Origin of the sequence: Microbispora sp. NPDC046933 (genome assembly GCF_040644635.1) — a bacterium.
In the GTDB taxonomy this organism is placed as follows: domain Bacteria; phylum Actinomycetota; class Actinomycetes; order Streptosporangiales; family Streptosporangiaceae; genus Microbispora.
On sequence record NZ_JBEYWW010000012.1, the window covers coordinates 220,964 to 240,519 of the forward strand.

At 70.0% G+C, this 19,556-nt stretch carries 20 protein-coding genes, 1 tRNA gene, 1 pseudogene and 1 riboswitch; of the genes and pseudogenes, 7 read left to right on the forward strand and 15 right to left on the reverse strand.

All coding sequences use genetic code 11. The annotated features are described in order from the left end of the window. Positions 1–148 precede the first annotated feature (148 nt). The 5 genes and pseudogenes from ABZ857_RS18635 to bcp all read right to left on the reverse strand — a co-directional run bounded on the left by ABZ857_RS18635 (position 149) and on the right by bcp (position 2,745). Complete coding sequence (locus ABZ857_RS18635; RefSeq protein WP_357044440.1) at positions 149–1,357, reverse strand: esterase-like activity of phytase family protein; 1,209 nt, start codon at positions 1,355–1,357, stop codon at positions 149–151. Between the two features lie 101 nt (positions 1,358–1,458). Next, positions 1,459–1,581 (reverse strand): hypothetical protein, encoded by a 123-nt coding sequence (locus ABZ857_RS18640; protein WP_357044442.1) that lies wholly within the window; start codon positions 1,579–1,581, stop codon positions 1,459–1,461. Positions 1,582–1,675: 94 nt separating this feature from the next. Then, positions 1,676–1,749 (reverse strand) — tRNA-Leu (locus tag ABZ857_RS18645). Between the two features lie 36 nt (positions 1,750–1,785). Next, positions 1,786–2,220: pseudogene (locus tag ABZ857_RS18650) on the reverse strand (HNH endonuclease); the annotation flags it as partial. Positions 2,221–2,277: 57 nt separating this feature from the next. Further along, positions 2,278–2,745, reverse strand: a complete 468-nt coding sequence (gene bcp / locus ABZ857_RS18655) for a thioredoxin-dependent thiol peroxidase (protein WP_357044443.1) — start codon at positions 2,743–2,745, stop codon at positions 2,278–2,280. 134 nt (positions 2,746–2,879) lie between these two features. Between bcp and ABZ857_RS18660 the strand changes: the two genes are divergently transcribed. Beyond that, on the forward strand, positions 2,880–3,206 hold the full coding sequence (locus ABZ857_RS18660) for a DUF3618 domain-containing protein (RefSeq protein ID WP_357044445.1): 327 nt from the start codon (positions 2,880–2,882) through the stop codon (positions 3,204–3,206). 229 nt (positions 3,207–3,435) lie between these two features. On the opposite strand, the gene ABZ857_RS18665 is transcribed toward ABZ857_RS18660, so the two are convergent. Continuing rightward, positions 3,436–4,611 carry an amino acid deaminase/aldolase gene (locus ABZ857_RS18665; protein ID WP_357044447.1) on the reverse strand — a complete coding sequence of 392 codons (1,176 nt, stop codon included), beginning with the start codon at positions 4,609–4,611 and terminating at the stop codon, positions 3,436–3,438. A gap of 201 nt (positions 4,612–4,812) precedes the next feature. On the opposite strand from ABZ857_RS18665, the gene ABZ857_RS18670 reads away from it, so the two are divergent. Continuing rightward, a complete protein-coding gene (locus ABZ857_RS18670) occupies positions 4,813–5,523 on the forward strand; it encodes a DUF6286 domain-containing protein (RefSeq protein WP_357044448.1) in 711 nt (236 codons plus the stop codon). A 1-nt stretch (position 5,524) separates the two neighbouring features. After that, the gene (locus ABZ857_RS18675; RefSeq protein WP_357044450.1) at positions 5,525–6,016 is read left to right on the forward strand and encodes a hypothetical protein; all 492 of its coding nucleotides are present in this window, start codon (positions 5,525–5,527) and stop codon (positions 6,014–6,016) included. Here the strand turns inward: ABZ857_RS18675 and ABZ857_RS18680 are convergent. The 5 genes from ABZ857_RS18680 to ABZ857_RS18700 all read right to left on the reverse strand — a co-directional run bounded on the left by ABZ857_RS18680 (position 5,945) and on the right by ABZ857_RS18700 (position 11,939). Further along, positions 5,945–7,396: a hypothetical protein gene (locus ABZ857_RS18680; protein ID WP_357044452.1), complete on the reverse strand. Its 1,452-nt coding sequence runs from the start codon at positions 7,394–7,396 to the stop codon at positions 5,945–5,947. The genes ABZ857_RS18675 and ABZ857_RS18680 overlap by 72 nt on opposite strands. Positions 7,397–7,636: 240 nt before the next feature. Next, on the reverse strand, positions 7,637–9,010 hold the full coding sequence (locus tag ABZ857_RS18685; protein ID WP_357044454.1) for an L-serine ammonia-lyase: 1,374 nt from the start codon (positions 9,008–9,010) through the stop codon (positions 7,637–7,639). Positions 9,011–9,034: 24 nt separating this feature from the next. Then, positions 9,035–9,427 carry a glycine cleavage system protein GcvH gene (gene gcvH, locus ABZ857_RS18690; protein WP_357044455.1) on the reverse strand — a complete coding sequence of 131 codons (393 nt, stop codon included), beginning with the start codon at positions 9,425–9,427 and terminating at the stop codon, positions 9,035–9,037. Further along, entirely contained in the window at positions 9,424–10,515 is a 1,092-nt protein-coding gene (gene gcvT / locus ABZ857_RS18695; RefSeq protein ID WP_357044491.1) for a glycine cleavage system aminomethyltransferase GcvT, read from the reverse strand. Before gcvT ends, gcvH begins: the two co-directional genes overlap by 4 nt. A gap of 139 nt (positions 10,516–10,654) precedes the next feature. Further along, positions 10,655–10,752, reverse strand: a riboswitch (glycine riboswitch). 92 nt (positions 10,753–10,844) lie between these two features. Beyond that, complete coding sequence (locus tag ABZ857_RS18700) at positions 10,845–11,939, reverse strand: AfsR/SARP family transcriptional regulator (protein ID WP_357044493.1); 1,095 nt, start codon at positions 11,937–11,939, stop codon at positions 10,845–10,847. An 889-nt stretch (positions 11,940–12,828) separates the two neighbouring features. On the opposite strand from ABZ857_RS18700, the gene ABZ857_RS18705 reads away from it, so the two are divergent. The 4 genes from ABZ857_RS18705 (at position 12,829) to ABZ857_RS18720 (ending at position 15,910) form a co-directional block, all read left to right on the forward strand. Continuing rightward, complete coding sequence (locus ABZ857_RS18705) at positions 12,829–13,770, forward strand: hypothetical protein (protein WP_357044457.1); 942 nt, start codon at positions 12,829–12,831, stop codon at positions 13,768–13,770. Positions 13,771–13,945: 175 nt separating this feature from the next. After that, positions 13,946–14,503, forward strand: a complete 558-nt coding sequence (locus tag ABZ857_RS18710; protein WP_357044459.1) for a hypothetical protein — start codon at positions 13,946–13,948, stop codon at positions 14,501–14,503. 247 nt (positions 14,504–14,750) lie between these two features. Beyond that, the gene (locus tag ABZ857_RS18715) at positions 14,751–14,963 is read left to right on the forward strand and encodes a hypothetical protein (protein ID WP_357044461.1); all 213 of its coding nucleotides are present in this window, start codon (positions 14,751–14,753) and stop codon (positions 14,961–14,963) included. A 140-nt stretch (positions 14,964–15,103) separates the two neighbouring features. Next, positions 15,104–15,910 (forward strand): DUF4240 domain-containing protein, encoded by an 807-nt coding sequence (locus ABZ857_RS18720; protein WP_357044463.1) that lies wholly within the window; start codon positions 15,104–15,106, stop codon positions 15,908–15,910. A gap of 159 nt (positions 15,911–16,069) precedes the next feature. Here the strand turns inward: ABZ857_RS18720 and ABZ857_RS18725 are convergent, their stop codons facing one another. The 4 genes from ABZ857_RS18725 to ABZ857_RS18740 all read right to left on the reverse strand — a co-directional run bounded on the left by ABZ857_RS18725 (position 16,070) and on the right by ABZ857_RS18740 (position 19,519). After that, positions 16,070–16,666, reverse strand: a complete 597-nt coding sequence (locus ABZ857_RS18725; RefSeq protein WP_357044464.1) for a cysteine peptidase family C39 domain-containing protein — start codon at positions 16,664–16,666, stop codon at positions 16,070–16,072. A 75-nt stretch (positions 16,667–16,741) separates the two neighbouring features. Then, positions 16,742–17,431, reverse strand: a complete 690-nt coding sequence (locus ABZ857_RS18730) for a gamma-glutamyl-gamma-aminobutyrate hydrolase family protein (protein WP_357044466.1) — start codon at positions 17,429–17,431, stop codon at positions 16,742–16,744. Between the two features lie 11 nt (positions 17,432–17,442). Beyond that, positions 17,443–18,207: a 3-oxoacyl-ACP reductase gene (locus ABZ857_RS18735; protein ID WP_357044468.1), complete on the reverse strand. Its 765-nt coding sequence runs from the start codon at positions 18,205–18,207 to the stop codon at positions 17,443–17,445. Between the two features lie 4 nt (positions 18,208–18,211). Continuing rightward, positions 18,212–19,519 (reverse strand): aldehyde dehydrogenase family protein, encoded by a 1,308-nt coding sequence (locus tag ABZ857_RS18740; protein WP_357044495.1) that lies wholly within the window; start codon positions 19,517–19,519, stop codon positions 18,212–18,214. Positions 19,520–19,556 lie beyond the last annotated feature (37 nt).

The following is a 19,556-nucleotide window of genomic DNA, read 5'->3' on the forward strand; positions in this document are numbered from 1 at the left end:
CGCTTTCCGGTAGGCGCGCGCCGGCGGAGGGGCCGGCGCGCGCCTACGGGTTTCCCGCGCGTTTTCACGCCGCCTACGGGATCGCCGCGTTCACGAGATCCGTGCGGTCACCGGGTGAACAACGCGCCAGGGTTTGTCGCCTGGCCGATCACTGGAGCGCGCGCCGGTCGGCGTGCAGGTGCCGCGAGAGCCGTATGGTGATGAACTCGTCGTTGTCGGCCTTGCCCGCCGTGCGGCCGGACGAGAACGGGAAGTTGTTGTCGTTCAGCACCGCGAGAGTGCGGTCGTCGAGCAGGGCCACGTCCTCGATCGTCTGGAACGGGAAGCGGAACGTCCGGCCGGAGCCGCCGATGCCCTTCGGGTCGGCCAGATTGAGCAGGTCGGCGACCAGGGTCTTGTCCATGCGGCCGTCGCGATCCCGGTCGGCGGCGTCGGCCAGGTAGATGCGCTTGAAGGCGGCGGCGTCGCCCTGCTCGTTGTCCCGCTCGATGACCAGGAACCGGTGGTCGTCGACCGCGATCGCGTCCCCGATGGCGTTCGAGGGCGACTCAAGGCGGTAGGTCCACCACCGCGCGCCGTACCTGCCGGTGCGCAGGTCGAAGTCGTACATGCGCAGGTCGCCGGGCGTGTCACCGTCCACCGTCCCCTCCAGCAGCGGGTGGAGGCGGCGGCCGTCGACCGAGCGGGCCATGCCCTCGAAGCCCTTGCTGCTGCGGATGTTGGGCTGCCCGCCGTTCAGGTTCGGGTTCTCCGGCGCCATCACGCCGGGGAGCGGGATCGGGGCCTGGAGGAGCCGTCCGGAGGACGAGAAGTGCAGCAGGAACGGGCCGAACTCGTCGCCGATCCAGTAGGTGCCGTCGGACGACCGCAGGATCGACTCCACGTCGAAGTCGGCGCCGGTGAGCACCCGGTCGGTCCGGGTCAGGGCGAACGGCACGCGCCTGTCCGGGTCGCTCAGGTTGAACCCGCCGAGCACCTCCAGCTTCCCGGTCCTGAGATCGGGCTTGACGCGGTGGACGCGCAGGAGGAAATCGGCGCTGTTGGCCTTGTTTCCATAGCCGTTGTCGGACAGCACGTCGTAGGTGCCGTCACCCCTTTTGACGACTCCGCTGAAGCCCTGGACCGGCTGCCCGGGGAAGGGCGCGGCGATTCCGTTGAACGGCCCGGCCCCGATGGCCGAGCCCGAGGGCTCGCTGCCGGGGACGAAGGTCTCGGCGGGCAGGACGGCGAAACCCGTGAGCGTCGCCTGGCCGAAGTCGGCAGGCCGAGGGGCGGCCAGCGCGGGGGACGACAGCGCGGACGAGGTCAGCCCCACGGCCAGGGCCGCGGCGCCCAAGGTGATCGAAAGCTTTCTCATGGCGGGCACGGTAGGGACACCGAGTGACAAACACCCCAACACCAGGCAGCCACGGACGAACAACTGACCTGTTCCGGGCGGGCGATATCTCCCCAAGACCGTCACTCCCGCTCGCTCTGAGCGCGGAGCAGAGCGATGGCCGTACGAATGGCCGCGGTCCGCGAGCGCGCTCCTCCGGCGGACACGAACCGCTCCAGGAAGGACAGATCGTCGGCCCCGAGCATCAGGTTCAGCTTCGCGAGCGTCGGCCGCTCGGAATTCGGCGGCTTTCGGGCTCTCGAATGATTTCGTGGCTCGCCATCATTCTCTGAATCGCAGTGGGGTCGACGAGATTCGAACTCGCGCTGTACGGTACCTAAAACCGTTGCCTCTGCCGATTGGGCTACGACCCCTTTTCCTCTTCCTCTGCCTGCGAAATTCTCCGTCTGGGAATGACAGTTCGGGCAGAGGAATCGCAGATTCTCTTTTCTGTTGTCCAGCCAATTGCCATTGATGTGGTCGATGTGCAATGTCAGCGGCCGACCCTGCCAGGCGCCGCCTATCCTACAGTCTGCGCAGACGTATGGGACTCCTACTTCCTGTAGCGCCCGCCTGAGCTTGCGAGGCTTCTCGCGACCGGATCCCGGGGGCAGCAGCACCAGGATCTCCACAGGCAGGTATCGCCGGGACGCCGGGGCGCTCTTGTCCGGAGAGGGCCTGCCGAAGTGGGAGGTGTCGATGCCGAAGTGCTTGAGGCGGCGGCTGATGTGAGCGTGGGCGCCACCCGACCACGGGATGCCGAGATGGCGCAACACGTCGGCGATGCTGCGCGCGGCGGCCGCCGCGTCGGCAAGCAACTCGGGGGTGTACTTGTACTTCGCCATGCCCCGGAATTTATCGGCCGCCGCCGACAATTCCGGGAGCGTGGCGAAAGGGATATGTCAGGAAATCCCCAGCTCTTTTATGAGGCGGGCGACGTGACCGGTGGCCTTCACGTTGTAGAGAGCCTTTTCGATCTTCCCGTCGGGGTCGATGACGAACGTGGACCGGATGACGCCCATCACGGTCTTGCCGTAGTTCGTCTTCTCGCCGTACGCGCCGTACGCCTTGTGCACGTCCAGGCCGGTGTCGGACAGCAGCGGGAAGGTGAGCGCGTCGCGCTCGCGGAACTGCCGCAGCTTGGCGGGCTTGTCCTTGGACACGCCCAGCACCACGAAGCCCTGCTCGGTCAGCGCCCCGAGGTTGTCGCGGAAGTCGCAGGCCTGCTTGGTGCATCCGGGGGTCATCGCCGCCGGGTAGAAGTACAGGATGACCCTCCTGCCGCGGAACGACTCCAGTGAGACCTCGTTGTCGTCGGCGTCGGTCAGTGTGAAGTCCGGCGCGGCGTCGCCGGGCTGGAGCTTGCTCATCACGTCCTCCGGAAAAGGTGACCCGCGGCGATCGGCGGGCAAGCGTCAACCAAACTACCGGCTCAGCCGCTGTACGGGGCGATCGCCGGACCTGGCAGACTGATCAGACACGAATACCACAGGAGGGGGATCGCATGGCGGACACCGATCCCGATGCGCTGGAACGGAAGATCGAGCGCACGCGGGCGGAGCTCGCTCGCACGGTCGACGCCATCGCGGACCGGGTGAGCCCGAAGCGGGTCGCGGAGCGCGGCGTCGCGAAGGCGAAGGCCAACGCGCGTGACTTCGTCGCGTCCATGGAAGACATGGTCCTGGGGCCGCGCACGTACGCTCCGGCCGACGGCGAAGGCGAGCAGCCCGCGGAATATCCGGCGCCCAACATCGCTCCGGTGCTGATCGGGATCGGCGTGGTCGTCGTCGTGGGCGCGGCCATCGTGCTGCTCCGCCGCCGCTCCCGCTGACCCGCCGGGCGACGCCGCCGCCGTGACGTGGTTCACGGCGGCGTCCGCGCCTCCGCCGACGGCGCCTCAGAGCCGGGGCGGCAGCCCACAGCGCCTGAGGTGCCTCCCCTAGAGCCGGGGCGCCGGCCCACAGCGCCTGAGGTGCTTCCCCCAGAGCCGGGGCGGCAGCCAACAGCGCCTGCGCGGTGTCACAGGGCCGGGGCGGCGGTCCACAGAGCCGGTGTGGCGGTCACAGGAAGGTCCTGCCCTCGCCGCGGTAGGTCGGGACCTCCTCGGTCACCCGGTCGCCCTCGACGAGATGCAGACCGGCGAAGCGCTCGCACAGTTCCCCGGCCTTCGCGTGGCGGAACCACACGCGGTCGCCGAGGCGGAGGTCGGCCGCGGCCTCGCCCAGAAGGGGCGTCTGCACCTCACCCGCCCCCTCGTCCGGGTGATACCTGAGCCCCGCCGGCAGGTACGGCTGGGGCAGCCGGGTGGGCCCGGGGGCCCCGGAGGCGGGGTAGCCCCCTCCGAGCACGGTCACGACGTCCGGAGCCGGCTTGCGGACGACCGGCAGCGCGAACAGCGCCGCCGGACGGCCGGTGAAGCTCCGGTAGAAGTCGAACAGCCGAGGGTGGAAGAACCCGGAACCCGCCGCGACCTCGGTGATCGCCCGCTCGGCGACGGTCTTCTCTATGCTTCCCGTGCCGCCGCCGTTGACGAACTCCAGGTCGGCGACCTGACGTACGGCCTGCACGATCCGGCCGCGCCGCACGATCAGTTCCCGGCGCGACCGCTCCTGCATCCAGCGCACCGCGCGGCCGTACGGTCCGGGGACGTCGTCGCCCACCCCGGCGATCTGGGCCTCGTACGCCATGAGTCCGGTCAGCCGCAGCCCGGGGCGCTTGGCGATGTGCGCGGCGATCTCGGCGGCCTGCTCGGGCTCGCGGATCGGCGACCGCAGCGCGCCCGCCCGGAACGCGCCGCCGAAGGCCACGAACCCCGCGTCGACGTCCAGGCACACCCGGATCCGGTGGGGGAGCCGCAGGCTCTCGATCAGGTCGAGGTGTTCGGGCGAGTCCACCATGACGGTGATCTCCCGTGCCGCGACGTCGTCCGATCCCAGGGCGCGCAGCGCGGTCCTGTCGGTCGTCGGGTAGGCCACGAGCACGTCCCGCAGGCCGGTGGAGACCAGCCACAGCGCCTCGGGCAGCGTGAAGGCCATGACGCCCGAGACGCCGTCCATGGCCAGGATCCGTTCGAGCACGGCCCGGCACCGGATCGACTTGCTGGCGATCCGGATCGGCTTGCCCCGGGCCCGGCGCACCATGGCGGCCGCGTTCGACCGGAGCGCGTCCATGTCGAGGACGGCGAAGGGCGGCTCCAGGTGGGCCGTCGCCTGGTCGAGGCGCTGTCGGTCGTCCATGCGCGCAGCCTAGTACGGCATAGCCGGGAAATACATGAGCGCCGTTCACGTTAACCGTGCCCGGGCAAAATCTCCGCCGTGGAGCCGCCATGATCGCGCAAGGCGGCGGGTGACCCGCCCGTCCCGTCACCGCTCCGTGTACCCATGGTGAGGTGACTACCGAGCGGACCCGGCGCGGTGAGCGGGAAGGGTGAACGGCTGATGAGCGTCGTGCAGGGAATCCTGGCGGGTTCGTCGGCGAGGAGCGCCAGGGGCGCGGGCAGCGGCTCGGGTGCCGAGGGCGCCGAGGGCGCCGCGAGCGCCGGAAGCGGCACAGGCGCCGAGGGCGCGGGCGACGGCAGGGATGCCAAGGGCGGCAGAAGCGGTACGGGTGGCCGGCGGAGCGCCGTGCGTGTCCTGCGGCCGGGCCGCACCCCGGCCGCCGTCGTGGTCGCCGCCGTGATCGCCCTGCTCGGCTGGGTGCTCACCGCCGTGGTCGTCGCCGTCATGCTCGGGGTGTCCCCGCCCTGGCGGCTGCCGCCCCGGCTGCTGAACCTCACTGCGGCCGACCCCGCCGTCCCCGCCGCCGCGGCCGGCATGATCGTCTGTGGGGCGGGGCTGGTGGCCCTCGCGCTCGTTCCCGGCCGTCCCCGGCTCGTGCCTCTGGGATGCCGGGACCCGCTGCTCGCGATGGGCCTGACCCGCACCGGTCTGCGCCGGACGCTCGCCGCGTCGGCCCGCGAGGTCGAGCACGTCCGGCGGGCCGACGTCCACATCCTCCGCAGGCGGATCGAGGTCGCCGTGGTGGCCGACGCCGACACGACCGGCGCCCTGCTGCGCGAGGTCGGCGCGGCGGTCGGAGACCGGCTGGCGGGCCTCGGCGTCCAGTCCCGCCACGAGGTCGTCGTACGGCTGCGCAGGAGAGGGAGCTGACGTGGGTCCGCGATGGGGGAACCGCATCGGGCTCTGTCTGGTGGGCCTCGCGCTGGTCGCGGGGGGGTTCGGCCTGCTGTCCGCCGCGCGCGGGCGGCCGGGCGCGGCCCTGATCGGCAAAAGCGTGGTCGACGCGAGCGTGGTCGACGGGAAGCCGTGGGCGCTGCCCCTGCTGGCCGGGGCGGCCATGTCGCTCGCCCTGGTCGCGACCCGCTGGCTCGTCCTGGCGCTCGGCTGGGGCCGGGTCGGCAGCCGCACCGGTGCCGGCATCGCCATGCTCGGCGTGGCGCTGAAGGGAATCGACGGGATCGGCCGCATCTCGGTGAGGCTCGTGCGCGACGGCAGGCTGCGGGTGTCGGTGTCACTCCAGCGGTCGGCCGACCTGCGGCAGGTGATCAGGCGGCTGGACGAGTCGGCGATCTCACGCGTTCGCCGCGCGGTCGGTCGCGACGACGCGCTTGCGGTTGTCCGTCTGCACGTCCGCCGCCGCTGACCGGTCCCCTGAGCGCCCCCCTGAGTGCCCCTCCGCGCGCCACGGCGCGCGGGTCGCGCCCGTGCCGAGGGCGAGCCCGGCGGCCAGGCAGGCGAGCGGCACGACGGGCACCACGTAGCGGTGGTCGAATGCGGCGATCAGGGGCGGCAGCAGGAGCAGGACCGCCGCCGCGGCCCAGGGCAGCAGCGCCGTCCACCGCCGCGCCACGAGCCCGGCGAGCCCGGCCAGCAGGACCGCCGCCAGCAGCGGCCCGCGCAGGAAGCCCTGCTCCTGGTAGGCGCGCAGCAACCCCGCGAACGGCTCGACCACCTTCGTGTCCCCGGAGCCGCGCTGATAGGCGGTGGTCAGCTCGCTCGCCGTACGGCCGCCGGAGGCCACCTTCGAGGTGAACGGCTTCACCGAGGCGGGGAACACGTACGCGCTCTGCGGCCCGGGGGAGGGGTAGACCTTCCTGTCCCACTCGAACGCCCACATGGCGTCGTGCAGACCGGTCGCCAGGAAGTCGAGTGGCTGGCTCCGGATGGCCAGCGAGGCGAACTCGCTCGCCAGCCGATCCTTGTCCTTCTTCACCCGCTGGATGGGCGAGTCGGCGTCCCAGATGTAGGCGGGCGCGGCGAGCCGGGGCTCCGACGGGCACAGCACCGCCAGCTCCTTCGGCGGCTTCATGACCGAGCAGTCGGCGAAGGTCATCGTGCGCGACCACAGCCACGTGCTGCTGCCGCCCATCCCGTACGAACCGTGGGCGTCGTGGAACCAGACGGCGTACCCGCCGAGCACGGCGGACGCGGCGGCGAGCCCGGCGAGTGCGGCCCTCCAGCGTCTGGCGAACAGCACCGGCAGCAGCGCCAGCGCGATCAGGGGCAGCCCGAGGGTGCGGGTGATCGTCGCCAGTCCGAGCAGCAGCAGCGCCACGACGACGGACCACGCGCCCGGCCTGGGGCGCCACAGCAGGACCGTCACGGCGGCCACGACCAGGGCGGTGAACAGCAGGTCGGCCATGACGAGGTGTTCGAGCTGGATCTGGTGGACGTCGAGCAGCACCGGCGCCGCCGCCAGCGCGGCCCCCCAGCCCGGCAGCCGCGTACGGCGGCGCAGCAGCGCGTACACGCAGACGGCCATGCCGAGACCGAGCAGGTGCTGGACGATCACGACGGCGGTGATGCTGTGCAACGGGCTCAGCGCGGCCAGGAACAGGGAGTAGCCGGACGGCCGCGAGGGCAGCGGGCGCAGGTCGAGTGCCGAGCTGAGGTAGGCGAAGGAGTCGGCCCAGAACCACAGCGCGGGCCGGTAGCCCAGCACGGCGAGCGCGCGCAGCGCGACGCCCGCCGTCAGCACGATCAGGAACGCCCGATGCGGGCGCAGCGCCTCGCGCCACCTCACGTGACGGCCCTCCTCCTCGCGGCCGCGACCGGCTCGATGCCGCCTTGCCGGTCCGGTTCGTCAGCCGGGCATGCTCCGGCCTGGTTCGACCGGAAGGGCACCACGATATTGGTGACCGGCATGTCCGTCACATCGGGAGACGTCACTCCTCGCGAACGCTGATCCGGGACGTCGCCGCGCCCGCGGCAAGCTCCGGTCCTCGCTCCCGCCGGCTCCGCTCCCCGCGGACCGGGCCGGCGGTCAGCATTCGATGACGTTGACGGCGAGGCCGCCGCGCGAGGTCTCCTTGTATTTGTCGAGCATGTCCCTGCCGGTGTCGCGCATCGTCTTGATGGCCTTGTCCAGCGACACGAAGTGGCGGCCGTCGCCGCGCAGCGCGATGCGGGCGGCGGTGATCGCCTTGATCGAGGCGACGGCGTTGCGCTCGATGCACGGGATCTGGACGAGCCCGCCGATCGGGTCGCAGGTCAGGCCGAGGTTGTGCTCGATGCCGATCTCCGCGGCGTTCTCGACCTGCTCCGGCGTCCCGCCGAGCGCCTCGGTGAGGCCCGCCGCGGCCATCGAGCAGGCCGAGCCCACCTCGCCCTGGCAGCCCACCTCCGCCCCGGAGATGGAGGCGTTCTCCTTGAACAGCACGCCGATCGCGCCCGCGGTGAGCAGGAAGCGGACGACGCCGTCCTCGTCGGCGCCCGGAAGGAAGCGCATGTAGTAGGACAGGACGGCCGGGACGATGCCGGCGGCGCCGTTGGTCGGCGCGGTGACGATCCGGCCGCCCGCGGCGTTCTCCTCGTTGACGGCCAGCGCGAACAGCGTGACCCAGTCCATCGCCCGCAGCGGGTCGGTCCCGTCGGCCTCGCCCTGCAGCCGCCGGTACAGCTGGTGGGCCCGGCGGCGCACCTTGAGGCCGCCCGGGAGGACGCCCTCGCGGCCGGTGCCGCGCCGCACGCATTCGGCCATGACCGCCCACAGGTGCAGCAGGCGGGCCCGGATCTCCTCCTCCGTACGGCCGAAGGCCTTCTCGTTCTCCATCATCAGGCCGGAGATCGACAGGCCGGTCTCGGCGCAGTGCGCGAGCAGTTCGTGCGCGGTCGTGAAGGCGTACGGCAGCACCGTGTCGTCGGGCTTGATCCGGTCGGCGCCGGTGGCGTTCTCGTCCACCACGAAGCCGCCGCCGACCGAGTAGTACACCTTCTCGCGCAGCACCGCGTCGTCGGCGTACGCGGTGAACCGCATGCCGTTCGGGTGGTGGGGGAGCGACAGCTTGCGCTCGAAGACGAGGTGCTCGCCGACCACGAACGGGATCTCGCGCACGCCGTACAACGTGACCGTGCCGCTCGCCCGCATCGCCGCCAGCCGTTCGTCGACGGTGTCGACGTCGACCAGTTCGGGCTTGTCGCCGGACAGGCCCAGCAGGACCGCCTTGTCGCTGCCGTGGCCCTTGCCGGTCAGCCCGAGCGAGCCGTACAGGATGGCCTCGACCCGGGTGACCTTCTCCAGCAGCCCGTCCTGGTGCAGCCCGCGGACGAACTTGTGCGCCGCCGCCATCGGGCCGCCCGTGTGCGAGCTGGACGGCCCGATCCCCACCTTGAACAGGTCGAAGACGCTGATCGCCATTGACCGTCGCCTCTCAGCCGCCTGTCAGGACTCGCCGGAGGTGAGCGCGGTGTACTCCGCGGCGGACAGCAGGTCCTCCGGCTCCTCCTCCACCCGCACGCGGAACAGCCAGCCCTCGCCGTACGGGTCGGAGTTGACCAGCGAGGGGTTGTCCACGACGGCGGCGTTGATCTCGACGACCTCGCCGCCGACCGGGGCGAAGATGTCGCTCACGGACTTGGTGGACTCCACCTCGCCGACCGCGTCGCCGGCCGCGACCGTCTCGCCGACCTCCTTGTGCACCTCCACGTAGACCACGTCGCCGAGCTGCTCGGCCGCGTACGCGGTGATGCCCACCGTCACGGTGAGGCCGTCCTCGATCCCGGCCACCCACTCGTGTTCCTTGGTGTAGCTCAGGTCGTCGGGAATGGTGCTCACTTGCTCCTCCTGTAGAAAGGCAGATCGACGACGTCGACCGGTTCTTGGCTGCCCCGGATGTCCACGGCCAGGCCACCCTTCTCCAGGGCGTCCTCGTCCACGTACGCCATGGCGATCGGGCGGCCGAGGGACTGCGACGGGGCTCCGCTGGTCACCTCGCCGACGACGGCGCCCTCCCGGGTGACCGGGTAGCCGTGCCGGGGCACCCGGCGGCCGCGCGCCACCAGCCCGACCAGGCACCGGGTGGTGCCGTTCTCCGCGGCCCGTTCGAGGGCGGCCCTGCCCACGAAGTCGCCGGGCTTGTCGAAGCGGACGACCCGGCCGAGACCCGGGTCGAACGGCGTGGTCCCGGTGCTCAGCTCGTTGCCGTACAACGGCATCCCGGCCTCGAGGCGCAGCGTGTCGCGGGCGGACAGCCCGGCGGGGACGAGGCCGAGGCCGGCGCCCGCCTCGGTGAGCGCGCTCCACAGCGGCTCGGCGTCGGCGTTCGCGACGAACAGCTCGAAGCCGTCCTCGCCCGTGTAGCCGGTCCTGGCGATCAGGGCGTCCGCGCCCGCGACCGTGGCGCGGACGATGGCGTAGTACTTGAGCTCGCCGAGATCGGCGTCGGTCAGCGCGGCCAGGATCTCGGCGCTGCGCGGCCCCTGCACCGCGACCAGCGCGTACTCGTCGGACCTGTCCTCGATCCGCGCGTCGTACGCCCCGGAGCGCGCGGCCAGCTCACCGGCGACGGCGGCGTAGTTGGAGGCGTTGGCGACGACCATGAACTCGTCCTCGCCGAGCCGGTAGACGATGAGGTCGTCGAGGATGCCGCCGTCCTCGTCCACGATCATGGTGTAGCGGGCGCGGCCGGGAGCGAGGACGCTGAGGTGCCCCACGAGGGCGTGGTCGAGCGCCTCGCCCGCCTGCGGGCCGGTGACGAAGATCTCCCCCATGTGGGACAGGTCGAAGAGCCCCGCGGCCGTGCGCACCGCGTTGTGCTCGGCCGACTCGCTGCCGTAGCGCAGGGGCATCTGCCATCCCGCGAAGTCGGTCAGGGTCGCGCCCAGGCGTTCGTGGACCCCGTGGAGCGGGGTGGATCGGGACATGCGCACCTCGGGAAGGACGGATGCTGCGTTCAACTATCGGGCATCCTCCCCCTCTGTCATCGGCGCCTGAGAGCTTCGTCCGATATTTGCCGGACTTTCACCTTCGGCGAGGCCTTCCGGCCTTCTTTCCAGAGGTCACCTGGCCCGCACGGTCCTTTGCCTTGAGAGGTTCGCGGGGAGGGCTTGCTCCTTCAGGGGCCCTGACCGGATGCCAGGACGCTCTCCCGCGCGGGATCACCGGTGTGCCGCAAGCCTAGTGGTTCGCCGCCATCCCCGTAACCGGCAGGATCGCTCCGATTCTCTCCGATCAAGGTAGCCGAGCCACTACGTCAGGTACGTTCTGTGCGCTGTGCGGCCGAACAGAGACGCATCAGGGCGGACGGAGGGTCGTCGCCGGTGAGGATCCGCTGGTGGAGGGCCTGGGTGGCGGGGGACGGCTCGGTGCCGAGGCGGTCGACCAGGGTCCGGCGCAGTCGCTGGTAGGACGCCGAGGCGTCGTGGGTGCGGCCCGACCGGTGCAGCGCCAGCATGAGCTGCCTGTGCGGCCGTTCGCGCAGCGGGTGCCGTCTCGCCCACTGGGCCAGGCCGCCGACGATCTCGTGATGGTGCCCGAGCGCCAGCCGTACGTCGAAGAGGTCCTCGGTCACCGCGAGCCGGTCCTCGTCGAGCCGCTCGCCCCACGCGGAGAGCTCGCCCACGTGCCTCATGCCGGGCAGGGCGTCGCCCCGCCACAGGCTCAGCGCGTTCTCGAACATCCTCGCCGCATTGTGGTAATCGCCATTGTCCCGAGCGATTCTGCCCTGTGTCGAGAAATGGTTGAATATTGCAGCATCCACGGATCCGGGTGGGACGGAAAGAAGGTACCCGCCCTCCACCGTGTGCAGCGGGGAAAGGGCGGGGTCGCGTGGCGAGAGCCGCCGCCGCACCTGTGCGATGTAGGTGGTAAGATTCCGCGGCGCCGATTTGGTGGGACGGCCATTCCACAACAGATCGATGAGCCGATCCCGATGGACCGCTATATTCGGATTGAGCAGGAAAAGTGCCAGGAGCTGCCGGTGTCTCGGGGCGAGCCCGGCGATCACGTCCCCCGAGGGTTTCATGGCCAGGAACGGTCCAAGCACGGCGTATAACACGGTCCCCCTCGCATGAAAGCAGCGTGAACGCGCCGACGAAACGGCTTTGATCGCCATTTGACCATATCTCTCTCCGACGGCTTGAGTCAAAAATGTGTCGTTTCTATGTGTGCGGGCGCCGTTCCTGAATTGCCAATCACGAGAGTGGAGGCGCAGGTGCGCCGAAGTGAAATCGGTTGCATTGCCGCCCGCTGTGGCGCGTGTCACATGAGGGAATCCCTGTTCTCGCTGTCTCCGTTCGGCGAGCCCGGCTGTTCGCCACCCGCGCGATCGGACCACGAGCGGTCGCATCGGCCGCGTCGCCACCGGGTGAACCGTGGCGGCTCGAATCGGAACGGTTGCGCACCCGGCTTTCGAGAGCCGCCCGATCTCGGGACGGCGTGCGTCGATGCCCGCCGGGCCACCACGCCGACGTTCTCATGATGCCGCCCGAGCGGCCGTCCGTACGTCGAACGGGTTCTCTGTGGCGGTGCGCTGCGACACCGCGGGAGGCCTCGGCCACGTCCGCCAGACCGCGTCCTCGGCCGGCACCCGAACCGACCACTGTGTCAATGAGGTGACTCGCCGGCCTGGATCGCTGAGGCCAAGGGCACCTGGACCCGGAACGCGCGTTCACGGGGTGGGAGGCGACGCGGACCAGCGGCGGCACCCGCACGTCGCAGCTCACGAACCCGCACGGGGGCGTGGTCGCGACCAGCGCCGACAGCAGTAGTGCCACGCGCGTGGACAACTACGCCGAACAGACCGAACATGGCCTGGACCATGCGGTCGACACCAGGGACCGCCACGAACGGCTGGGAGGCGCTCAACGAGCCAGCGACACCCGTGGCCGGCATCCCCCATGGGAGTCCGCCTCCACAAGCCCGCCGGCCGACACCTCCAGTCGACCCCCGTGATCGGCGTCGACGCCGACGGCTCATCCACAGCAAGAGCAAGAAGAAGGTAACGAGTTTCGCCGCACCACCGGCGCACACGGTGTGCGGCGATCAGCTCATCACGGAGTGGGCGCGGGAGGACGGTGCGAGCTGGGCCGAGCCGTACACCTTCTCCGGCGAGGAAGCCGGAGCGGTTATAGGTACAGCTGGACCCGGCAGATTCTGCGGCAGAACTCAAGCGGATTCCGGGTTGCCGATTCCCGTTCTCTGGGACGAGTTGGAGAAGAAATGAGCGAGGACCTAGGATGAGAAGAATCGCCGCTTATCGCTTCGGGACCATCGCCGCGATCGTCGTGGCCGCCTATCTGTTGCTCATGGCAATAGGAGTCGTCAGAGCGGCTCATCTTGACAGGGATTCCTCCGGCGAGTTGCTGCGAGTGGCGACGTCCCCGCTCAGTGAGGTCGCCCACATGCTGCCGATCGGCTGGGTCGATCTCACCAACGAGATGCAATCCGCCTGGCCATTGATGATTCCTGACATAGTCGCCGGGATCCTTCAGGCGTGGCTGCTCTGGCTGATTCTTCGCGGTGATCCTCGCACGACTGCGGACGATACGCCCATCTCTGTGGGATCCGACATCGGCCGCCTGCGCATGTCGTTCTATCTGTCTGGCGTGCTGGTGATGTCATTCAGGCTGGTTAACGCGGTCTTCGACCTGGCGCCTGAGAGCGTCCGTGCCTTGAAGGTTGTCGCAGAAATATTTCCATTCATCGCGTCCGCCGCGTTCCTCTACTTGTCAATAATGTTCTATCGGGTAACTCTGGGTCGGGTGCACCGCGTCCACAGTATTTCTTCTCTGGTTCTTGGTGGGGTGCTTGCGCTTGCATTCCTCGGAGCTGGAATACACCCGCTGACCCCCTCCCGCCTACTCTCGGCCGAGCTGCCGTTCGCATTCCTTGGAAGCCTGAGCCCGATATTCTATGTCTGGCTTCTGTCCATGGTGGTCACCCAGTCGCGCAGCGCACGCTGGTCGCGTGCAACGATCTCGCTCGGACTGGTCGCCGCACTCCTCGGACTGGCGCTCGTCGTGGTTTCGTATTACTTGGGACCGGATAGAGAAATAGAGTTTCATGGCAAATTGGGCTATCTGTGTGAGTTCATATACTTCGCGTGGATGATTCGATCGGGACAGACCGCACTCCGTCCTCGCCGGCATTCGCCGTCGTTGGAAGCTGTTCAGATGTGAGCATTCGGCCCATGCGTATTCCTGGTGGTGTGGTCCTGGTCCGCATGGGCTCGTAACGACAGGAGAAGCCGGATCACGGACTGCGCTGACGGGAGCCGCGAACACGTCGAGCGAGGAAAGGAGATCGTCAAGGCCGGGTTGGAGATGTGTTCCGGATTTACATCGCCGAAGGAGAATGGGTGCGAACGATTGCGTGGGCTTTCCGGTCGGTGTGGGCGGTGCTGGCGGTCGCGACAGCTCTGTTGTCGCTGGTGACCATGACGGCGGCAGCCACCCCGGAATCAGGTGGGCGGTTCACCCGCCGATCCTTCTCGGCTGGCTTTTGCTGTTTTCCGCCTGGTCTGCGACGATACTGCTGAACAAGCGTCATCGGCCGTTCTTCGAGGTCGCACTGACACCGCTCATCGCGTTGGTCACAGTGGTGGTGGCCTTCAGCGGGGCCTGCACATGGGCGGGTTTCACGCTGTCCGAAGCGGCCCTGGACGATTACGCGCGTGCGGTGGCGGCCGGAACCGCCGGTGAAGGACAGGAAAGGGTCGGTCTCTTCACGGTCGCCTCTCCCCGACGGCTTCCGGATGGTGGTGTCAGCTTCGCCATCGCCGGCTCGGGGTCGTTCCTGTCCCTGGAGCAGTACGGCCTGGCCTACCTGCCCAAGGGATCTGACGACGGGCGGGAATTCGACGAGCTGGTCCGTCATCTCGGCAATGACTGGTATCTGTGGATGACTGACTGACCGCCACGCGAGTCGAGGACTCGCCGCGGCGGAAGGGGGGACATGCCACGCTTCGTCACGGCGATCCCGCAGGACGAGTGGGCGGTGATTGCGACCGCGGGAGCGGCTGCTCGTCCCGCGGTTCACTTATGCCCGGCGGGCTTTTCCGCCGGTGCTTTCGGATTTTCCTGCCACCCCCTACTGGGATATCTCTTCGACGGTCTCGCTGGACGCGACGGTCGCCGCTATCCCCTTAGTGGGGGTATCGATGGCTGAACCAGACCCGAATCGGCGGATGTTCCGCGTGGTCAGGGTGATTTCCGGCTTCTGCGTGGCGGGCATGTTCCTGCTCTCCGTCGTCAAGTTTCATGTCACCTACGGCTACTCCTGGCAGGCGGCCACACTGGTTTCCATACCTTCTGGCCTTGTCTATTTCGGCTTCGTGTACTTCTTTTTTCGCTGGGTGAGGCGGAAGCTATGATCCGTCCTCGCGATCGCGGGCATCCCGCTCCACATGGCGGACTCGGCCGTGCAGGCCGTGGTGGAGCATCGCGGCCTGGTGGAGGAGACGCCGAAGGCGCCCGTCGGCTCGATTGCGTACAGGTGCGAGAGGCTTGGCCGGTGACAGACGAGACTTTCTGGGACTTGATCGACACTCTCGACGGGGTGATCGACGAAGACGGCGCCGATCTGCTGGGCGAACGCCTGTCGTCGCTGAGCGCGGAGGAGGTGGAGGCGTTCTGCGCGCATCTCGCCGGGAAGGTGGGTGCGCTCGCCGAACTCCCTCTGGAGGGGCGTCCGATCCCCGACGTCAGCGACGAGGGCCGGCCGCCGATCCCACTCGTCGGGGACGCGTACGAGAACCTGCTGTATGCGGTGGTCGCCGCCGGCAGGGAGCGGTACGAGGCCGTGCTCGCCGATCCGGCGGCGGCCGAGGGCGGAGAGTGGGACGCGGGGGAGGCCGAACTGCTCGTGGACGTCGCCGCGACCGTGCTGTGGGACGTTGCCGGCCAGGACTGGTGCGAGGAGTTCGATCCCCTGCTGTCCGGGCTACCGGCGGACGGCCGGTGGTACGACACGCGCCGGGGCTCGGCCTGGAAGAGCGCGCCGCGACAGTACGGGAACGCCGCTCACGCGCTGGACCGGGCCCTGAACGACTCCGAGGAATGGCGGGCCTGGTGGAGTCAGACGGGGTTGCGGAAAATCAAGGTCGGTGTCGTCGTCAACTCCGACGGGAACCTCGGGAACGTCGAACGTGGCAGGTCGATCGCCAGGGCCGAGTTCAGGATGAGCCGCTCCTACTTCGGGGAGCGCGACTCCGCGGGACTGAGAGCGCTTGCGGTGGAGGAGGCAACGCGCATCATGGGCGCGATCGCTGAGGCGCTGGACATGACGCCGCCCCCACCGCTTCCGGCCCCCTCCCGCTGACCTGCCGGCGCCGGGCGGGCGTTCACACGCCTCCGCTCGGCCAGCCGGTCTTCGAAAAGCCGTCGTTCGATCCCTCGCCGGGTGGCGTCGTCGAGAACGGCGGGCCTCACCTCCACCACGTGGGTGACCACGGGGTCGGGTCCGTACGGGCCGAGGACGTCACCGGGTGCGGCGTTCGCCGCCGCTGGGGCGAGTTCGGCGCGGAACAGCCGGTGCAGGCGGGCGTCCGCGCACGTGGTCGAGCGTCTCGGCGGTGGCCGAGGCGAGGGGGTTCGCCCCGCCGTCCCGTAGCCGCGCGGCGGCGGCGCGGGCGGCCTCCGGCCGGGGATAGCGGAGGGACAGCACGCTCAGCCGCCGCCGCCCGACGATGGTGACGCGCAGCTCGACGCGCTTCGGCACCATCTCCTGCACGATCACCGGGCAGAACGCGTCCGTGCTGATCAGGGTCTCCGGGATCGCGAACCCGAGCTCCGCGGCCAGGGCGAGCTGGGAGGCCTTCTGGCCGGACCGGCGGAAGACCGACTCGCGGGCGGGCACCGCCACCAGCGGCCCCGCCCTGAGCAGGGTGAGCGCGGAGGTGCCGTCACGGCCGACGCCCATCTCCTCGCCGAGCTCGCGCACCTCCACGTGATGTCCGTACGCGCCCAGGACCATCGCGAGGCAGGTGGGGCCGCACTCGGTGGGGGTGCGCTGGTGAACGACGGGAACGACGACCGGAACTGTGCCGCCGGGAACTCTGCCGCGATTGAGCCTCATGGTCCACGGAGTGTCGGCCAGGAGGCTTGTCCATGGCTTGTGACCGGCTTCAATCCCCCGGGCGAGCCGGAGCTCTCAGCGGCGGGCGGCGGCGACGAGGGCGCGGAACAGCGGGCCGTCCTCGTCCGCCTCCGGGTGCCACTGGACGGCCAGGGCGAACGCCGCGCCCGTGACCTCGACGGCCTCGATCGTGCCGTCGTCAGAGCGTGCGGTGACCTCCAGCCCGTCCGCCAGGCGGTCGATCGCCTGGTGGTGGTAGTGGGCGGGCGTCAGGTCCTCGCCGTTGTAGATCTTGGCCAACCCGGGCGAGAGCCGTACGGGGAGGCGGCCGAACGTCCCGGGGGCGGGGGAGTGGGCGGTGTGGCCGACCACGTCGGGCAGGTGCTGGTGGAGGGTGCCGCCCAGCGCCACGTTGAGCACCTGCAGGCCCCGGCAGATGCCGAGGAACGGCAGGCCGGTGCGCAGGGCGGCCTCCATCAGCCCGAACTCCGCCTCGTCGCGGAACTCCCGGACGTAGCCGGTCTGCTCGGCGGGCGGAGCGCCGTACCGGGCGGGGTCGATGTCGCCCCCGCCCGCGATGATCAGCCCGTCCAGCCGCCCGGCCAGCGCGGCGGGCTCCCCGGCGGGCGGCAGGATGACCGGCTGGCCTCCCGCCCGCACGATGTGGTCGACGTACATGTACGGCAGCAGCGCCGCCGGCATGTCCCAGACGGTGAACTTCGCCGGCTCGACGTAGCACGTCACGCCGATCACTGGACGAGCCATCGGCATATCCCTTACAGCGGAGTGACGTACGCGCCGGAGATGCCGCCGTCGACCAGGAACTCCGAGGCGGTGATGAACGACGCGTCGTCGGAGGCGAGGAACGCGACCGCCGCGGCGATCTCCTCGGCCCGGGCGAAACGGCCGATCGGCACGTGGACGAGACGGCGCTGGGCGCGCTCGGGGTCCTTGGCGAACAGCTCCCGCAGCAGCGGGGTGTCCACCGGGCCGGGGCACAGCGCGTTGACCCGGATGCCCTCGCGGGCGAACTGGACGCCCAGCTCGCGGCTCATCGCGAGCACCCCGCCCTTGGAGGCGGTGTAGGAGATCTGCGAGGTGGCCGAGCCCATGACCGCGACGAACGACGCGGTGTTGATGATCGAGCCCTTGCCCTGCCGCCGCATGTACGGGATCACGTGCTTGCAGCACAGGTAGACGCTGGTGAGGTTGACCTCCTGCACCCGGCGCCAGGCGTCGATGCCGGTCTCGAGGATGGAGTCGTCGTCCGGCGGCGAGATGCCCGCGTTGTTGAACGCGATGTCGACGCTGCCGAACTCCTCGAACGCGGTCCGGTACATCCGGGCCACGTCGTCCTCGTTCGCCACGTCCACCTTGACGAACAGGCCGCCGACCTCCCCGGCCGCCTTCGCGCCGGCCTCCTCGTCGAGGTCGGCCACCACGACCTTGGCGCCCTCCTGGGCGAACCGGTGGGCCGTGGCCAGCCCGATGCCGCTGCCCGCCCCGGTGATGACGGCGACGCGGTCCTGCAAACGCTGCATTGATCTACTCCGTGGAGATGAAGACGTTCTTGGTCTCGGTGAAGGCCGACAGGGCGTCAGGGCCGAGCTCCCGGCCGAGGCCCGACTGCTTGAAGCCCCCGAACGGGGTCCAGTAGCGGACGCTGGAGTGCGAGTTGACCGACAGGTTGCCCGCCTCGACGGCCCGCGCCACGCGCAGCGCCCGGCCCACGTCGCGGGTCCAGATCGACCCCGACAGGCCGTACGCCGTGTCGTTGGCGATCCGCACGGCGTCGGCCTCGTCCTCGAACGGCACGACGGACACCACGGGCCCGAAGATCTCCTCGGTGAACGCCCTGCGGAAGGACTCCGAGGACGATCCGGCCAGCACCGTCGGCGGGAACCAGTAGCCGGGGCCGGTCGGGCACGACCCGGCGGCGTACACGTCCGCCTGGCCGACGAACGACGCGACGCGCTCCCGGTGCTCGGCGCTGATCAGCGGGCCCATCTGCGACGCCGGGTCGTTGGGGTCCCCGACCTTCACCTCACACACCGCCTCGGCGAGCCGCGGGAGGAAGTCGTCGTAGACGGAACGCTCCACCAGGATGCGCGAGCGGGCGCAGCAGTCCTGGCCGGAGTTGTCGAAGACCGCCATCGGGGCGGACTCGGCCGCCCGGGAGAGGTCGGAGTCGGCGAAGACGATGTTGGCGCTCTTGCCGCCCAGCTCCAGCGTCACCCGCTTGACCTGCTCGGCCGCCTTGGCGCCGATCAGTTTCCCGACCTCGGTCGAACCGGTGAACACGATCTTCCGTACGTCCCGGTGCTCGACGAGCCGGGCGCCGGCGACCTCACCCTCGCCCGGGACGACCTGGAGCACGCCCTCGGGCAGCCCGGCCTCCAGGGCGAGCTCGGCCAGCCGCAGCGCGGTCAGCGGGGTCCACTCGGCCGGCTTCACGATCACCGTGTTGCCGGCGGCGAGGGCCGGGGCGACTCCCCAGGTCATGATGACCATCGGGAAGTTCCACGGCACGATGATCCCGACCACGCCCAGCGGCTCGGCGAACGTGACGTCCACCCCGCCGGGCACCGGGATCTGCTTGCCGTGGTTGCGCTCGGGCGCGCCCGCGTAGAAGTTCAGCACGTCGCGGACGTTGCCCGCCTCCCAGCGGGCGTTGCCGGCGGTGTGCCCGGCGTTCGCGATCTCCAGCCGCGCCAGCTCCTCCGCGTGGTCCTCCACGACCTGCGCGAAGCGGCGCAGCAGCCGGGCCCGCTCGCCCGGGGCGACCGCACGCCAGGCGGGGAAGGCCCGGGCGGCCCGCTCGACCGCGCGGTCCACCTCGGCGGCGTCCGCCATCTCGACCTCGGCGATCACTTCCTCGGTCGCCGGATTG

Bases quoted from the DNA above. Each gene is read 5' to 3' on its own strand.
- ABZ857_RS18660 (WP_357044445.1), top strand. From the start codon at position 2,880: ATGGCGGACACCGATCCCGATGCGCTGGAACGGAAGATCGAGCGCACG.
- ABZ857_RS18670 (WP_357044448.1), top strand. From the start codon at position 4,813: ATGAGCGTCGTGCAGGGAATCCTGGCGGGTTCGTCGGCGAGGAGCGCC.
- ABZ857_RS18635 (WP_357044440.1), bottom strand. From the start codon at position 1,357: ATGAGAAAGCTTTCGATCACCTTGGGCGCCGCGGCCCTGGCCGTGGGG.
- ABZ857_RS18730 (WP_357044466.1), bottom strand. From the start codon at position 17,431: ATGGCTCGTCCAGTGATCGGCGTGACGTGCTACGTCGAGCCGGCGAAG.
- ABZ857_RS18715 (WP_357044461.1), top strand. From the start codon at position 14,751: ATGGCTGAACCAGACCCGAATCGGCGGATGTTCCGCGTGGTCAGGGTG.
- ABZ857_RS18725 (WP_357044464.1), bottom strand. From the start codon at position 16,666: ATGAGGCTCAATCGCGGCAGAGTTCCCGGCGGCACAGTTCCGGTCGTC.
- ABZ857_RS18705 (WP_357044457.1), top strand. From the start codon at position 12,829: ATGAGAAGAATCGCCGCTTATCGCTTCGGGACCATCGCCGCGATCGTC.
- bcp (WP_357044443.1), bottom strand. From the start codon at position 2,745: ATGAGCAAGCTCCAGCCCGGCGACGCCGCGCCGGACTTCACACTGACC.
- ABZ857_RS18640 (WP_357044442.1), bottom strand. From the start codon at position 1,581: ATGCTCGGGGCCGACGATCTGTCCTTCCTGGAGCGGTTCGTGTCCGCC.
- ABZ857_RS18700 (WP_357044493.1), bottom strand. From the start codon at position 11,939: ATGCGACCGCTCGTGGTCCGATCGCGCGGGTGGCGAACAGCCGGGCTC.
- gcvT (WP_357044491.1), bottom strand. From the start codon at position 10,515: ATGTCCCGATCCACCCCGCTCCACGGGGTCCACGAACGCCTGGGCGCG.
- ABZ857_RS18665 (WP_357044447.1), bottom strand. From the start codon at position 4,611: ATGGACGACCGACAGCGCCTCGACCAGGCGACGGCCCACCTGGAGCCG.
- ABZ857_RS18685 (WP_357044454.1), bottom strand. From the start codon at position 9,010: ATGGCGATCAGCGTCTTCGACCTGTTCAAGGTGGGGATCGGGCCGTCC.
- ABZ857_RS18710 (WP_357044459.1), top strand. From the start codon at position 13,946: ATGGGTGCGAACGATTGCGTGGGCTTTCCGGTCGGTGTGGGCGGTGCT.
- ABZ857_RS18735 (WP_357044468.1), bottom strand. From the start codon at position 18,207: ATGCAGCGTTTGCAGGACCGCGTCGCCGTCATCACCGGGGCGGGCAGC.
- ABZ857_RS18740 (WP_357044495.1), bottom strand. From the start codon at position 19,519: ATGGCGGACGCCGCCGAGGTGGACCGCGCGGTCGAGCGGGCCGCCCGG.